The 14,235-nt window shown below is 73.8% G+C and carries 10 protein-coding genes; 3 read left to right on the top strand and 7 right to left on the bottom strand.

The genetic code is table 11. The annotated features are described in order from the left end of the window. Nucleotides 1–120: 120 nt before the first annotated feature. From WMF19_RS36575 to WMF19_RS36560, 4 genes are all read right to left on the bottom strand, one after another. Nucleotides 121–2,385 (bottom strand): ATP-binding protein, encoded by a 2,265-nt coding sequence (locus tag WMF19_RS36575; RefSeq protein ID WP_437894594.1) that lies wholly within the window; start codon nt 2,383–2,385, stop codon nt 121–123. Beyond that, complete coding sequence (locus WMF19_RS36570; RefSeq protein WP_437894593.1) at nt 2,382–4,268, bottom strand: ATP-binding protein; 1,887 nt, start codon at nt 4,266–4,268, stop codon at nt 2,382–2,384. The genes WMF19_RS36575 and WMF19_RS36570 overlap by 4 nt, the downstream gene beginning before the upstream one ends. A gap of 205 nt (nt 4,269–4,473) precedes the next feature. Next, nucleotides 4,474–5,538 (bottom strand): YihY/virulence factor BrkB family protein, encoded by a 1,065-nt coding sequence (locus tag WMF19_RS36565; protein WP_437894592.1) that lies wholly within the window; start codon nt 5,536–5,538, stop codon nt 4,474–4,476. A 130-nt stretch (nt 5,539–5,668) separates the two neighbouring features. Then, complete coding sequence (locus WMF19_RS36560; RefSeq protein WP_272095461.1) at nt 5,669–6,010, bottom strand: hypothetical protein; 342 nt, start codon at nt 6,008–6,010, stop codon at nt 5,669–5,671. 125 nt (nt 6,011–6,135) lie between these two features. On the opposite strand from WMF19_RS36560, the gene WMF19_RS36555 reads away from it, so the two are divergent. From WMF19_RS36555 to WMF19_RS36545, 3 genes are all read left to right on the top strand, one after another. After that, nucleotides 6,136–9,162, top strand: a complete 3,027-nt coding sequence (locus WMF19_RS36555) for a TIGR03960 family B12-binding radical SAM protein (RefSeq protein ID WP_437894591.1) — start codon at nt 6,136–6,138, stop codon at nt 9,160–9,162. 130 nt (nt 9,163–9,292) lie between these two features. Continuing rightward, complete coding sequence (locus WMF19_RS36550) at nt 9,293–9,982, top strand: sensor histidine kinase (RefSeq protein ID WP_437324378.1); 690 nt, start codon at nt 9,293–9,295, stop codon at nt 9,980–9,982. Nucleotides 9,983–10,039: 57 nt separating this feature from the next. Continuing rightward, nucleotides 10,040–10,903, top strand: a complete 864-nt coding sequence (locus WMF19_RS36545; RefSeq protein WP_437894590.1) for a Uma2 family endonuclease — start codon at nt 10,040–10,042, stop codon at nt 10,901–10,903. 23 nt (nt 10,904–10,926) lie between these two features. Here WMF19_RS36545 and WMF19_RS36540 read toward each other — a convergent pair whose 3' ends face one another. Genes WMF19_RS36540 through WMF19_RS36530 form a run of 3 tightly spaced genes read right to left on the bottom strand, consistent with a single transcriptional unit; the run spans nt 10,927 to nt 14,157 of the window. Next, nucleotides 10,927–12,129 (bottom strand): vWA domain-containing protein, encoded by a 1,203-nt coding sequence (locus WMF19_RS36540; protein WP_437894589.1) that lies wholly within the window; start codon nt 12,127–12,129, stop codon nt 10,927–10,929. Nucleotides 12,130–12,131: 2 nt separating this feature from the next. Beyond that, nucleotides 12,132–12,971 carry an AAA family ATPase gene (locus tag WMF19_RS36535; RefSeq protein WP_437894588.1) on the bottom strand — a complete coding sequence of 280 codons (840 nt, stop codon included), beginning with the start codon at nt 12,969–12,971 and terminating at the stop codon, nt 12,132–12,134. Between the two features lie 46 nt (nt 12,972–13,017). After that, nucleotides 13,018–14,157 (bottom strand): phospholipase D-like domain-containing protein, encoded by a 1,140-nt coding sequence (locus WMF19_RS36530; RefSeq protein ID WP_437324375.1) that lies wholly within the window; start codon nt 14,155–14,157, stop codon nt 13,018–13,020. Nucleotides 14,158–14,235: the final 78 nt, after the last annotated feature.

Genomic DNA, 14,235 nt, shown 5'->3' with positions numbered 1-14,235 from the left:
TCTGGCCGGAGGCTCCGGACAGCCTCCGGTTTGAGTTTCAACTCTGGCCGGAGGCTCCGGACAGCCTCCGGTTTGAGTTTCAACTCTGGCCGGAGGCTCCGGACAGCCTCCGAGCGCGCCTCACGCGGCAGCGGCCGCCGCCAGGAACGCCTGCGAGAGCTCCGACGGCGCCGGCAGCGCCGCGCTCGCGAGCCCCCGGCGCGCCACCGCGAGCCAGCGCATCGGGTCGGCGACCGCGCCGCTCGCGATCGCCGCGAGCAGGCGGCGGCGCATCCAGTCCTTGCGGCGGTAGAAGCTCGTGCCGTGCTCGGCCGTCGGGCGCGGGACGTAGCTCGCCAGCGAGACGTGCGTCTTCTCGTGGAGCAGGAGATCCGCCAGCGCCGTGAAGGCGACCGCGTCGTCGCGCAGGAGCACCGCGGTGAGCAGCGCCCGCACCCGCGCCGACGCGAGGTTCACGCTGATCCCGCTCCCGTCGGTGTGCGCCATCTCGTCGGGGCCGTAGAGGTCCTGGTGCACCCAGATCGGCGACGCCGGCAGGTCCGTGGACTCGGAGATCGCCGCGTCGAGCCGCTCGATGATCGTCATCGCCGCGGCCACGGCGCGGACGCCGGGCACGTCGATCGCGGTCTTGAGGAGCGCCTCGCGCGAGGTGCGGGGCATCGGGCACGGGGCGGCGCTCGGCGCCCGCGGCGGCGCCCCGGCGGCGGCCTGGAGGGGCTGCGACGCCGCGCCCTCGCTCGCGAGGCGCCGCCAGAACGCCTGCGCGAGCGGCTCGTCGAGCGCGAGGTACACGAGCTCCCCGGGCCGCACGCCGGGCGCCTCCCGCCCCACGGCGACCTCCGGCCCCGGACCGGAGGCGCCGAGCGGCCAGCGGGCGGTGCTGCGGACCTGGCTCGACGACAGCGACGGCGCGGCCTCTAGCGGGCGGAGCGCGCCGGTCCGGTGCGCCTGGAGCAGCTCGCGCAGCGTCAGCGGCGCGCTCCGGTAGTGGACCTGGCCGGGCGGGGACAGCGCCGCCCCCGAGGGCCGCTGGCCGGCGTCCACCACGATCGACCGGAAGAGGGGCGCGTCGAGCAGACCGCTCGCGAAGCGGATGACGTGCTCGGGCGCCGCCACCGTGGGGGTGCGCGCGACCGGATCGAGCTCGTCCACCGCCTGCGCGGACGCGATCGTGATGCTCTCGCCGAGCAGCGCCGCGTGGAGGAGCCGGTCGAGGACCGAGGAGAGGCGGTGATCGACAGCGCGAAGGAGCTCGCGGTCGTACAGGGCGTCGCGCAGGACGAACCGCTCGAAGGCAGCGATGAGCGCCGCCTCGACCGCCGTGGACGCGGTGGCCGCGACCGCGGAGCGGCCCTTGTTGAGCGGCACGCCGAGCGGCAGCTCCGCGACCAGGCCGAAGCCCGCCGCCGTGATCGCCCGCGCGAGCTCGCGGTGAAGCCCGAGCTCGGGGCCGGGGAAGGGATCGATCCGCGTCGCCACTGTGAGCCCCTTCTGGGTGATCGTGAGCTGCGGCTCGATGCCCTCGCCCCGGCCGACGAGCAGCTCGACCGCGCCGCAGAGCTCGCCCGACGGCGGGAGCCGGAGCGGCACCTCCGCGGCGCGGCGGAGGCGCCCGCGCGCCGTGTTGACGAGCGCGCCGTCCACGTAGATCCGCGCGACGGCCGCGTCGACCAGCCCCACCGCCGCGGTGACCTCCGCGGCGAGCGCCGGCCGCGAGATCGGCTGCGCGAGCGACAGCCTCACCGAGGTGCCCGTCGTCGGGCGGCGCGGCGGCTCGGAGGCGCGCGGCGACGCGGGGGCGCCCGCGCGGCCGCCGTCCGCGTACGGCGCGGGCGAGGGGCGGGGCAAGGACAGGAGCGTCCACGAGAAGTCCTCGTAGGGCGGCCCCCCGCCGAGCGGCGCGACGAGCAGCCGGTGCCCGCCCGAGGGCGTCGCCGTGACCACCTCGATCCACGGCGCGATCTCGAGCACGGAGAAGAAGCCTATCCCGTGCTCGCCGATCGCGTCGGGCTCGCCCGCCTTGCCGCTCCGGAAGGGCACGAGCAGGTCGGCGAGGAGCTCGGTCCGGCCCATGCCGCGGCCTTGATCGGTGACCGAGATCTCGCGCCCGTCCTCGGACGAGCGGACGTCGATGCGGGCGCCCGGCGGCGACGCGTCGAGCGCGTTCTGGAGCAGCTCGCGGAGCGGGCCGATGCGCGACGACGCCTGCGCGTAGATGGTGCGCGAGAGGATGCGCTGCGCGAGGTCGGGCACCGTGGCCTCGCCGCGGCAGGCGGCGACGAGCGCGAGGCGCTCCGCGCTGCTCGCCTGCAGGTAGGCCTCGGCGCGCCCGTGGATCCGCACGAGCAAGAGCTCCGAGAAAAGCCCGTACGAGATCTGGCTCATGGCTCGCCTCCAGACGTCCTTTCGCCGGGCCGGGGCGCCGCGAAGGCCGTCCCGTCCACGGGTTCGCCGACGATGAGATCGCGCTCGAGATCGGCCTCGCGCACCCCGGAGGCCCGGTCGAAGGCGGCCCGCAGCGCGTACCAGTCGCTCCAGCCCGAGGGGCGCCGCACCGCCGCGCTGTCGTCGCGGATGAGCAGGAGCCGGCGCGTGCCGAGGCACGGCAGCGGCCCGGCCGGCCGCCGCCCCGGCGCGTCGGGGAGCGGCGGCGCGCCCGGCGCCCGGCGCGCCGCCGCGCCCGCGCCGCGATCCGGCTGGAGCCGGCTCCGGCAGAGGGCGACCATCGTCGTGTGCGGGCTCGTCGCCCGCGCGACGAGCAGCAGCAGCCCCCCGAGGTCGCCGCGGCGCCGCGCCAGGGCCGAGAGCGTCTCCGGCGCGTCGATCTCGAGCTCGTCCTCGAGCAGCTCGCGCTCGCCGGGCAGGTGAGGCTGCCACTCGCGCTCCGCCCAGAAGCTCTCCGGCACGAACAGCCGCTCGGCCACGCTCGGCCCGAGGAACCCGAGCAGCGCCTCGCGCCGCTCGGGGGTCACCATGCAGCGCCCGGGGCCGAGCAGGGCGCGCGCGAGATCGAGGGCGACCTCGTCCCAGCCCGCGGATTGCAGCATGAGCGCGCTGATCTGGGCGGCCATCTCGGCGAGCCTGTCGCGCGTGCGACGGCCCTCGCCGCTCGCCGCGGCGAGCTCGATGAGGCGCCGGTAGAACGCCGTCGCGACAGCGGTGAACTCGGGCCCGACCTTGAGCGCGTCCCGCCCCTCGGTGAGCTCCACGGCGGCCGGGAAATCGATGAGCGCGAGCTCGGCGAGGGCGAGGCAGGCGTCGACCTTGACCCCGGCATGGAAGGTGGCCGCCGAGATGCTCGGGAGCAGCCCTCGCCCGCCGACGTGGAACCGCGCGAGGAGCGCGTCGTCGCGCTCCGCCTCGAGGTGGGGCCGCGACTCCAGCGCGGCCGCGCCGGGGGGCTGCGGCGCGACAGCGACCCGCTCCTGGATGAGCTGCCCGCCGGAGATCAGCCGGCCGTCGTTCACGGCCGCGCCGTCGAGCAGCACGAGGGCGCGGCTCGCGGGGAAGAAGTGGAGCGCGTCGCGCAGGTAAGCGCGGACCGTGGCGGTCTCGAGCAGCGCCGAGGTGACGCGCACGCGCGTCCCGAGCAGCGGCGCGATCCGGCGCACCGAGCACATCAGGGCGGCGGTGAGCTCGGGCGCCGCGCGGCCGCGGGCTTGCCCGAGCTCCTCCGAGGCGGCCGCAGGCGCGCTGCTCGCGTCGCCCGCGCTGGGCCAGGCGACGACGCGGATCGCCCAGCCCTCGACGCCGTCGCCGGTGGTGAGGTGCAGGCTGAAGCTCTCCGGATCCGAGAGCCCCAGCCCGAGCACGGAAAAGAACCCGACCCCGAACCGGCCGAGATCGATCCCTGGCCGCTTGTCCGTCGCGAACGGGATGAGCAGCCGTGAGAGGATTGCCCGGAGCCCCATGCCGGCGCCGGCGTCGCTGACCTCGACGCGCCCGTCGGTGACGGCGACGTCGACGACGGGCTGCGGCGCGCGGGCCGCGTCGGCCGCGTTGAGCACGAGCTCGATGAGCGGCCGGAGCGGATGCCCGAACTGCCGGCAGATCTCCTCGTCGAGGATCTTGAGCAGGTAGGCGCGGTCGATGGGCGGCTCCGCGAGGTCGCGCTGCCCTGCGCACAGCGCCTCGAGCGCTGGGCGGTGCAGGCCGACGGCGACGAGCTCGTGCAGCGCCCCCAGAAAGTACAGCCCGGCGTCGCCCGGCAAAGGCGCGGCGCGTCGGTTGCCGCCCCCGTCACCCCCCGCTCCGTAGTGCGCGTGCACGCTCGACTGCTCCCCCTCACGCCCGCCCTCGACATGCCCCTGCGCGAGTTGCGCGCACCCACCGTGCGAATGCGCGCCGAGTGAGCGCCGAGTGGCGGACGAGCGAAGGCGCTTTCACCGCCCGTGCCGAGCCGAACCGTCGCGCGTCGACCGTCCGTCCTTCAGCGCGCGGCCGCCGGGGGCGTCGGCCTTCCGCCGCTTCGGCCTACCCCGCGGCTTGGTGCTCGCGCGGCGAGCTCGGCGCGCCGCGCGCTTCGTCCTCGTCCGCGCCGCCCGCGCCCTGGGCGTCGCCGAGCCGCGCCGCGGCCCCGCGGGGGAGCGCCGCGCCCTGGGGGAGGGGGGTGCTCAGGGGCAGCGGCGTGGCGCTCTGGGGCGGCGGCGTGACGCCCTGGTGCAGGTCGGAGAGCTCGGGCAGGTCGGAGAGCGCGAGCGCGCTCCACTTGCCGGGGGGCGGGATCGACGTCACGCCGGCGCGCTCCCGCTCCAGGCGCGCGTTCAGCTCGCCTCCGATGAGCAGCGCCAGCGCCAGGAGCCACAGCCAGAACAGGAAGATCGCGACGGTCGCGAGGCTCCCGTAGAACGTGGCGTAGCGGCCGAGCGTGGCCACGTAGAGCGAGAAGAGGGTCGACACGGCGGACCAGAGCACCACCGTGAGCACCGCGCCCGGGAAGATCCGGCGTCGCTCGATGTTCGGGCGCTGGATCGAGATCCTGAAGAAGGCGGCGACCATGCAGATGACGAGGCCCCCGGGGAGGGCGAAGGCGACGATGCGGGCGCCGATCGATCCGGAGAGCGTGCCGATCAGCACGCCGACGCCTGCGACCACGGGCACCACGGCCAGGCTGGCCATCACGCACGCCGCCGCGATCGCCCTGCGCACATACCAGGGGCGCTCGCGCGTGTTGTAGATCGTGTCGAACACGCCCATGGCGGTCGAGAGCCCGGAGGACGTGATCCAGAGGAAGCCGGTGATGCTGATCGGCGCGACCGCCGACGACTGCGAGAGCCGGATGAGCTCCTCCGAGACGAGCTTCGCGACGTCCGGGGGCGCCGCCTGCAGGATGGGCCGCACCACCACATCCGACCACTGGTGGATCCGGCTGAGCACATAGCCGGCGAAGGCGGCGAGCGGGATCAGGCTGAGGAACGCATCGAAGGCCATCGCGCTCGCGGCCCGCGGCCCGTTGTGGCGATCCAGGCTGATGATGACGCTCCACACCGCCTTCGCCGCGCGGTGGCGCGCGATGTGTTGCCGGATCGGAGCAGGCACGGGCGCAGCGTCGCTCTCCCTCGTGCGGGGCGCAATACCATCCGCCCCGCCGCCGCGCGCGGCCGATCTCGGGACGGAGGCGATGTCCGTGCAGCGGCGCTCCGGCGCTCCAACGCTACGGCGCGCGCGCCTAGGCGTCGGTGTTCCTGTCGGCGGCGAGGAGGCTCTGTACGGCGTAGGGCACCGACTCGACGCCCGCGAGCTCGGCGAGGGCGTACGCGATGTGCTCGCGGCTCGCGTGCGGCGGGATGCCGACGATCGCCCACGAGCCGCCCTCGCCGCGATGCAAGTTGCTCCCGCGCTCGACGCGCATCGCGGCGAGCGCGGGGTAGACGGCCACCGTCATCCGCTTCGGCCGGAGGCGGTCCAGCGTGCGCATGGCAAAGGCGATCCGGTCGAACTCGCTGGGGTCCCGGTACTCGACGTGCCGCGCCCGGTCGAGCTCCACATGATGGGCATCACGCTCGCGCACGTCGTGAGCATAGCCCAAGGAGACCGCCGCGCCGCTCCGGCCTGCGGCCCCGGACGGCGGATCGAGCCGGCTCGAGCGGGCCGCGGGTGCCGGCGCCGGCCGGCCATGCTACGCGCCGAAGCGCCATGGACAGCCTCCCCCTGCTCGCCGATCACCCGTACGCCTCCTTCCTCGATCAGGTCGAGAAGCCCGCGCGCTACGCGGGCGGCGAGGTCGGCTCGGTCGTGAAGGACTGGGCGTCGGTCGAGGCGCGCGTCTGCCTGGCATTCCCGGATGTCTACGACATCGGGATGAGCCACCTCGGCTTCAAGATCCTCTACAAGCTCCTGAACGACGACCCGCGCACGCTGGCCGAGCGCTGTTATACGCCCTGGGTCGACATGGAGGCCCAGCTCGTGAAGCGCGGGCTGCCGCTCGTGTCCCTCGAGTCCGCGCGCCCGCTCAGGGACTTCGACGTCGTGGGCTTCTCCCTCCAGTTCGAGCTCACGTACTCCAACATCCTCACGATGCTGCACCTCGGCGGCATCCCGCTGCGCGCGGCGGACCGCGGCGAGGACGACCCGATCGTGATCGCGGGCGGCCCGACGGCGACCCACCCCGAGCCGATCGCCCCCTTCCTCGACGCCCTCGTCATCGGCGACGGCGAGGAGAAGGCGACCGAGGTCGCCCTCACGTGGGCGCGGCTCAAGCGCGAGGGCGTGCCGCGGCGCGAGCGGCTCGTCGCGATCGCGCGCCTCGGCGCCGTCTACGTGCCCTCGCTCTACGCGACCCGGCTCGATCCCGACACCGGCTTCGAGGTCGTGGACCGCCCGCTCGCCTCCGGGATCCCTTTCCCGATCGAGCGCGCCCTCGTCGATCTGAACCAGTACCCGTTCCCCGACGAGAGCCCCACCGGCGGGCCCGAGGCCATCTTCGACCGCATGTCGATCGAGATCGCCCGCGGCTGCACCGAGGGGTGCCGCTTCTGCCAGGCCGGCATGATCTACCGACCCGTCCGCGAGCGCGATCCCGAGCAGATCGTCGACACCGTGATGCGCGCGGTGCAGAGGTCCGGCCAGGACGAGGTCTCGCTCACGGCGCTGTCGACCGCCGACGTCTCGTGCATCTCGCCGCTCATCAAGAAGGTCACCGAGCGCCTCACCGCGGAGCGCATCTCGCTCGGCGTCTCGTCGCTGCGCGCCTACGGGCTCGAGCCCGACCTGCTCGACGAGCTCAAGCGCGTGCGCGCGACGGGCCTCACCTTCGCGCCGGAGGCGGGGACCCAGCGGATGCGCGACGTCGTGAACAAGAACGTCACGGAGGAGCAGCTCCTCGAGACGGCCGAGCGCGTGTTCAGCCGGGGCTGGGGCAAGATGAAGCTCTACTTCATGATCGGCCTGCCGACCGAGACCGACGAGGACGTGCGCGGCATCGTCGAGACGGGCGCCCGCGCGGCCGGCGCCGGGCGGAGGGCGGCGGGCAAGGGCAAGCCGGTCGACGTGACCGTCAGCGTCTCGACCCACGTGCCGAAGCCTCACACGCCCTTCCAGTGGGCGGCGATGGACACGCTCGGCGAGGTCGGGCGCAAGCAGCAGCTGCTCAAGGACACGGTGCGGCCGTATCGCGCCGTCACGCTGAAGACCCACGAGGCCCACGCCAGCGTCCTCGAGGGCATCTTCGCCCGCGGCGACCGCCCCCTCGCCGACGTCCTCGAGCGGGCCTGGCGGCGCGGCGCCCGCTTCGATTCGTGGGAGGACCAGCTCGATCTCGCCGTGTGGGAGGAGGCGTTCACGCACGTCGGCGTCGACCGCGCGAAGTACCTCGGAACCCTCCCCGTGACGGCGCGGCTGCCCTGGGATCACATCGACGTCGGCCTCGAGGAGGGCTTTCTCTCGAAGGAGTACAGGAAGGCGCTCCAGAGCCGCCTGAGCCCGCCGTGCGGCAAGGTCGCCGGCGCGTTCGTCCACCACACGAACCTCGACGACGCCAAGGCCGACACGCGGCGGCTCGTCTGTTACGACTGCGGCGTCGCCTGCGATATGACGCAGATGCGCGAGGAGCGGCTCACGTTCCTCGATCGGCTCGGCGCCCACCGGCGCTCGCTGCCGGTGCTCACCGACGCAGGCGCCGCGCCGCCCGCGGCCGCCGCGGGTCCCTCTGGCGAGCCGGCGAACGGAGGCGGAGCGGAGCGGGCGAGCGATGGCGGAGCGGAGCGGGTCAGCGCGCCCGCTGCGGAGCCGGCGAGCGGCGACGACAGGGAGCCCTCGCGCGCCGCGGGGGAGGCGCCCCAGCGCGCGCGGCGGATCGCGCCGGCGCCGAAGGGGCGCGGCGGCTTCCGCTACCGCTTCCGCTTCGAGAAGGCCGGGCCGATGGCGCTGCTCGGCCACCTCGACGTCGTGCGCGAGCTGCCCCGCGTGCTCCGGCGCGTCGGCGCGCCGATGACCTACACCGCGGGCTTCCACCCGAAGCCCGACATGACCTTCTCGCCGGCGCTCTCGCTCGGCGTGATCAGCCTCGACGAGTACGTCGACCTCCGCCTCGAGCGCGATCTCGATCCCGCCGCGCTCGACGCGCTCGTCGCCGCGATGTCGGCCGCGAGCCCGCGCGGGCTGGTGTTCCGCGGCGCCGTCAAGCTCGGCCCGGAGGACCCGTCCCTGAGCAAGCTGATCGCCGGCGCGCGCTACGCGCTCGCCTTCGCGCGCTCCGCGATCGGCGCCGACGCGGAGGCGCTCCTCGCGGCCCGCTGCAGCGCCGCCCTCTCGGCCGCGTCGCTCCCGATCCGCCGGGAGATCGAGCGGCTCGCCAAGATGGTCGACGTGCGCCAGTACCTCGTGCGGGCCGAGGTCGGCGGGCCCGAGGTCCACTCGGCGCTCGCGCGCGCCGGGCTCGTCGGCGACCTCGTCGCCCTCGAGGTCGAGGTCGACATCCGCGGCTCGGGTGCGGTGAAGTCGTCCGAGGTCGCGGCGGTGATCGCGGGAGAGCCGGGAGAGGCGCCGGGCGCGATCACGCCGCCGCCGCACCGCGCCGTGCGGCTTCAGCTGTTCGGCCGCACCTCGCCGGCGGGCTCCGCAGCGGGCGAGCGCTTCTCGCTCTTCGATCTCGAGCGGGCGCGCCGCGTCAAGTCGGCTCCGGAGCAAACACCCGCCCTCCCGGTCGCCGCGGACGCCGAGTGAGCCAGCCCGGGACGGTCGCGTCGTAAAGATCCTCCCGGCGGCGGCGGCGGCGGCGAACGGAACGCGAAGCGCGAAGCGCGGAGCGCGCGCGGGCGATCGCTCGTGGATCGGCTACGCTGGGCTTTGCTTTATGGCGAAGGAGGGTCACGAGACGGCGTGCTGCGCCGCGCGCCTGGCGGCGGCGGGGGCGGTCGGCGCGAGCGTCGCGCACGAGCTGCGCAACGCCCTCGCGGTCGCGGAGTCGTCGCTCTACCTGGCGCAGCGCGATCTCGACGATCGGCCTTGCCTGCTGCGCCACCTCGATCGGGTGACGTGCGAGATCCGCAAGGCGCACGAGGTCATCGGCAGCGTCCTCGGGCTGGCGCGCGGCGAGCCGCTGCGGCGCGAGCCGGCGCACCTCGGCCGGCTCATCGAGAGCGCGCGGCACGCGCTGGTGTTGCGCACGGCGGTCCGGTTCGAGGTCGCCGTCGCGCCGGCCGACCTCACGCTCCTGTGCGACCCGATCCTTCTCGAGCGCGTCTTCTCGAACCTCTACCTCAACGCGATCGAGGCGTTCGACGAGGGGGCCGGCGGCGTGATCGTCACGCGGGCGTGGAGGGGCGATGAGCGCACGCACCTCGAGGTCGAGGACAACGGCCCCGGCGTTCATCCGTGCGTGGCCGACCACCTCTTCGATCCGCTCGTGACCGCCAAGGTGAAGGGGACCGGCCTCGGCCTCGCGCTGAGCCGGGTCATCGTCGAGGCGCACGGCGGCGAGATCACCGCGACGGCGGGCCGGTGCGGGGGCGCGGCGTTCCGCATGTGGTTGCCGAACGCGTGACGGCCGCGGAGCGTGGCGAGCTCCCGGGACGCCACCTCGACGTGCTAACGTCCTCTCATGCAGGTCAAGCGCCGGACAGCGGAGCGAGGCCCTTTTCGCGCGGAGCACCTCCGCGCGGGTGATCCGTACGAGCTGTCGAACGGCCACCCCGTCTACTGCGCCCCCACGGGGGGGCGCGCCTCGGGGCCGAACCACCTGGGCAGCTCGGTCGTCGGGTGGGACCCGGCGGTCACGGAGGTGGGCGTGGACACGGGGTACTCCCCAGATCCGGGCACCCTCCTGGCGCCGGACGTCGCGGTAGGGAACGTGCCCGACAGGCCGGGCTGGGTGAAGGGCGTGCCGGAGCTCGCGATCGAGTACGCCGACGTGGGGCAGGACGAGGCGGCGTTGAAGGAGAAGATCGCCGACCTGCTCGCGGCCGGTACGAAGCTCCTGTGGGTTGTGCGCCTCATCGGTCCACGGCGGGTCGAGGTGCACGAGCCGCACCGGAAGGTGCGCGTCGCGCTCCCCGGGGAGCAGCTGAGCGCGCCGGGCATCCTGAAGAACGCGGTCCGTGTCGAGGCGCTCTATGACCGAAGCGAGGCGGAGAAGAGCACGCTGACCAACCTCCTCCAGCGGCGTGGATACGAGGATCTCGACGCCGTGCTCGATGCAGGGCGCGAGGAAGGTCGCGAAGAGGGGCGCGAGGAAGGTCGCGAAGAGGGGCGCGAGGAAGGCCGTGAAGCGGGGCGCGAGGAGGGGATCCTCGAGGGCAAGCGCGACGCGCTGAGGCGTGTCCTCGATCGGCGAGGATTGCGGCTCACGAAGGCGGCCGCAGCGAAGATCTCGGCGTGCAGGAGCGAGCGCGAGCTCGACCGCTGGCTCGACCGCGCCCTCGTCGCGTCGGCCACGGCGGAGGTGTTCCGCCGCGCGGGCCGTTGACCCGGGCCCGCGCGCCGCACGGATCAGGCGCGGCCGCGGCCGCGGACGAGCTCGGCGATGGCCTCTCCCAGGCCCTCCAGCGTGAGCGCGAACATCGGGAAGATGCCCTTGATCGCGTCGACGGTCGGGTGGGAGTAGGGGCCGATCCCATCCGGGTTCAGCCACACGGCGCGATCGAAATGGTCGCGGAGCATCATCAGCCAGGCGACGCCGGGCAGCCGCGCGTCGGGGTCGAACGAGGAGCCTGCGCCGCCGCCGGAGCCCGACGAGCCGAGCAGCTCGTAGGGCGCCATCGAGGCGTCTCCGACCATCACGAGCTTGTGGTGCTTGCCGCACTCGCGGAGGAGCTCGCGCACCGGGACCGGGTCGAGGAGCCCCTCGGTCCTGAAGACCCTCTCGTAGACGCAGTTGTGGAAGTAGTAGCTCCTCAGCTCCTTCCAGTGCGTCGCGCGCTTCGCCGCGCTGAAGAGCTGCGACACGAGCGCGGCGCTGGGATCCATCGAGCCGCCCACGTCCATCATCAGGATCACGCGCGTGTTCGGCCGGCGCGGGGGCCTCGTGACGATCTCGATCTCGCCCGCGTTCCTGGCCGTCGCGTCGATGGTCGCCTCGATGTCGAGCTCGCGATCGCCGCCCTCGCGCGCGAAGGCGCGCAGCTTGCGCAGCGCCACCTCGATCTGGCGCACGTCGAGCGTGAGATCGCTTCGGTAGGGGCGGTAGCGGCGGGCGTCGGCGTTCTGCACGGCGCCGCTGCGCCCGCCTGCGGGGCCGCCGACCTGGATGCCGCTCGGATGGAAGCCGCCGCGGCCGAACGGCGAGGTGCCGCCGGTCCCGATCCACCGGCTCCCCCCGTCGTGGCGCTCGCGCTGCTCGCGGAGGCGCTCCTCGAACCGCCGGAGCACCTCTTCCAGATCGAGCTCCTCGATCATCGCCTTCTCCTCGTCGGAGAGGGCGCGCCTCTTGATGGGATCCCGGAGCCACGAGAGGAGCTCCTCCGTGACCGCCTTGGCCTCCACGTGCACGCCGCGGAAGTGCTCGGCGAACGCCAGATCGAAGTCGTCGAGGTGCGCCTCCGAGTGGACGAGCATGGCCCGCGCGACGTGGTAGAAGCCTTCGAGCGAGCTCTCGTGGAGGCCAGCGGCGAGCGCGCGCGCGAGGCCGACGGCCTCCTGGGCGCCGACAGGGACCTTGCGGGCCCGGAGCTCGTAGAGGAACGCGACGAACATCGCTATGACCGGAACCGCCTGCCGCCCGCCAGCTGATCGGCCAGCGCGACAAGGTCCTGCTCCTTCTTGAGCAGCGCGCCGAGGAACGGCAGCGCCTTGTCGAGCTTCACCTCACCCACGCCCGCCCTCCGCAGGACGGCGATCCAGTCGATGAGCTCGCTCGTCGAGGGGCGCTTCCGGATCCGTGTGTTCTTCCGGATCTCGTAGAAGACCTGCATCGCCTGGTCGGCGAGCGTCCGATCGAGATCGGGGTGATGGACGCGGATGATCTCCCGCATGAGCTCGGGCTCCGGGAAATCGATGAAGTGGAAGACGCAGCGGCGCAGGAAGGCGTCCGGCAGCTCCTTCTCGTTGTTGCTGGTGATGATCACGACGGGCCGCTCCCGCGCGGCGATCTCGTCGCCGGTCTCGGCGACGCGGAAGCGCATCCGATCGAGCTCGTGGAGGAGATCGTTCGGGAACTCGAGGTCCGCCTTGTCGACCTCGTCGATGAGGAGCACGACGCGCGCCGAGGCGTTGAACGCCCTGCCGAGCGGGCCGAGCTTGATGTACCGGCGGATGTCGCGGACATCGCCGTCGCCGAAGCGCGCGTCGTAGAGCCGCTGCACGGTGTCGTAGACGTAGAGCCCGTCCTGGGCCCGCGTGGTGCTCTTGACGTGCCAGGTGATGAGCTCGGCCGACAGGCTCCTAGCGATGGCCTCGGCGAGCAGCGTCTTGCCGGTGCCGGGCTCTCCCTTGACGAGGAGCGGCCGCTCGAGCACCAGCGCGCAGTTGACGGCGGCCTCGAGCGCCTCGCTCGTGAGGTAGCGTTCGGTGCCGCGGAAGCGGCGGAAATCGGACATGCGGCAACGGTAGCACCCCCGGCCGAGCGCGGCGGACAGCGCGGGATCAGAGCCAGTCGCGCGCGAGGTAGGCCGTCCACGAGGCGGCGCGCTCCCAGAGCGGGCGCCGGGCCCAGCGCGCGACGGTGATCTCGCGGCAGTGGGCGAGGTCGTCGGCGAACATCCGCTCCATCGCGCCCGCGAACCCGCGGTGCGAGATGATGGCGTTCACCTCGAGGTTCATGCGGAGCGACTGGCTGTCGAGGTTGGTGGAGCCGACGGTGGACCAGAGGCCGTCGATGACCGCGGTCTTCGCGTGAAGGACGCGGCCGCGCCACTCGAACATGCGCGCGCCGGCGTCGAGGAGGTGGCCGTAGATCGCGCGCGACGCGAGCAGGACCGCGGGCACGTCGGTGGTGCCGGCGACCATGATCCTGACGTCGACGCCGCGGCGAGCCGCGGCGGAGAGCGCGTGGATGATCCGGAGCGGCGGCAGGAAGTAGGCGTTGGTGATGAAGATCCTGCGCCGGGCGCGCTCGATGGCGAGCCGGTAGGCTTCGCGGATGCCGTGGCGGTGCCTCCGGCGGGGGAGGTCGTTGCTGATGATCTGCACGGCCGGGTCGGGCCTGCGCTCGGCGTAGCCGTAGCGCTCGTCGTCGATGGGGGCGCCGCCTGTGCGCTGCCACGTGCGCAAGAAGAAGTACTGGAGCTCGGCGGCGGCGGGGCCCTCGATGCGGAGGTGGGTATCGCGCCAGTCGGCGCCGCCATCCTCCGGAGCGGCGTAGTCGTCGGAGAGGTTGAGGCCGCCCGTGAAGGCGACCGCACCGTCGACGATGAGCGCCTTGCGGTGGTCGCGGCGGGCGACCTTCCCGAGGGGGGCGGAGAGATCGAGGGGGCGGAAGGCGAGGGGGCGGACGCCGGCGCGGCGGAGCCCGTCGAGGAAGGACGACGAGACGGAAGAGCCCCAGGCGTCGAAGAGGACGTTCACCTCGACGCCGGCCGCCGCCCGCTCCATGAGCGCCTCGGCGAAGCGCTGGCCGGTGCGATCGCCCCGGAGGATGTACGTCTCGAGGCAGATCGTGCGCCGGGCGCGGGCGATGGCCTCGAGCATGGCCGGGTACGCCTGCGCGCCGTCCTTGAGGAGCGCGAGGCGGTGCGCGCCGACGGTCATCTCGGCGAACGCGGGCGCGGTAGGGGGCTGGGACATGCGGCGGGGGCCAGGCTGCCCGGGACGAGGCGGCGCGATGATAGCGCGGACGGGCGCGCGACGCCGCGGCGTGATGCT

It is taken from the genome of Sorangium sp. So ce124, assembly GCF_051525235.1.
Taxonomy (GTDB): domain Bacteria; phylum Myxococcota_A; class Polyangia; order Polyangiales; family Polyangiaceae; genus Sorangium; species Sorangium atrum.
This window is presented reverse-complemented; position numbering and strand designations above follow the sequence as displayed.

Excerpts from the sequence above, each read along its gene's own strand:
- WMF19_RS36575 (WP_437894594.1), bottom strand. The coding sequence starts at position 2,385 with ATGAGCCAGATCTCGTACGGGCTTTTCTCGGAGCTCTTGCTCGTGCGG.
- WMF19_RS36555 (WP_437894591.1), top strand. The coding sequence starts at position 6,136 with ATGGACAGCCTCCCCCTGCTCGCCGATCACCCGTACGCCTCCTTCCTC.
- WMF19_RS36550 (WP_437324378.1), top strand. The coding sequence starts at position 9,293 with ATGGCGAAGGAGGGTCACGAGACGGCGTGCTGCGCCGCGCGCCTGGCG.
- WMF19_RS36545 (WP_437894590.1), top strand. The coding sequence starts at position 10,040 with ATGCAGGTCAAGCGCCGGACAGCGGAGCGAGGCCCTTTTCGCGCGGAG.
- WMF19_RS36540 (WP_437894589.1), bottom strand. The coding sequence starts at position 12,129 with ATGTTCGTCGCGTTCCTCTACGAGCTCCGGGCCCGCAAGGTCCCTGTC.
- WMF19_RS36535 (WP_437894588.1), bottom strand. The coding sequence starts at position 12,971 with ATGTCCGATTTCCGCCGCTTCCGCGGCACCGAACGCTACCTCACGAGC.
- WMF19_RS36530 (WP_437324375.1), bottom strand. The coding sequence starts at position 14,157 with ATGTCCCAGCCCCCTACCGCGCCCGCGTTCGCCGAGATGACCGTCGGC.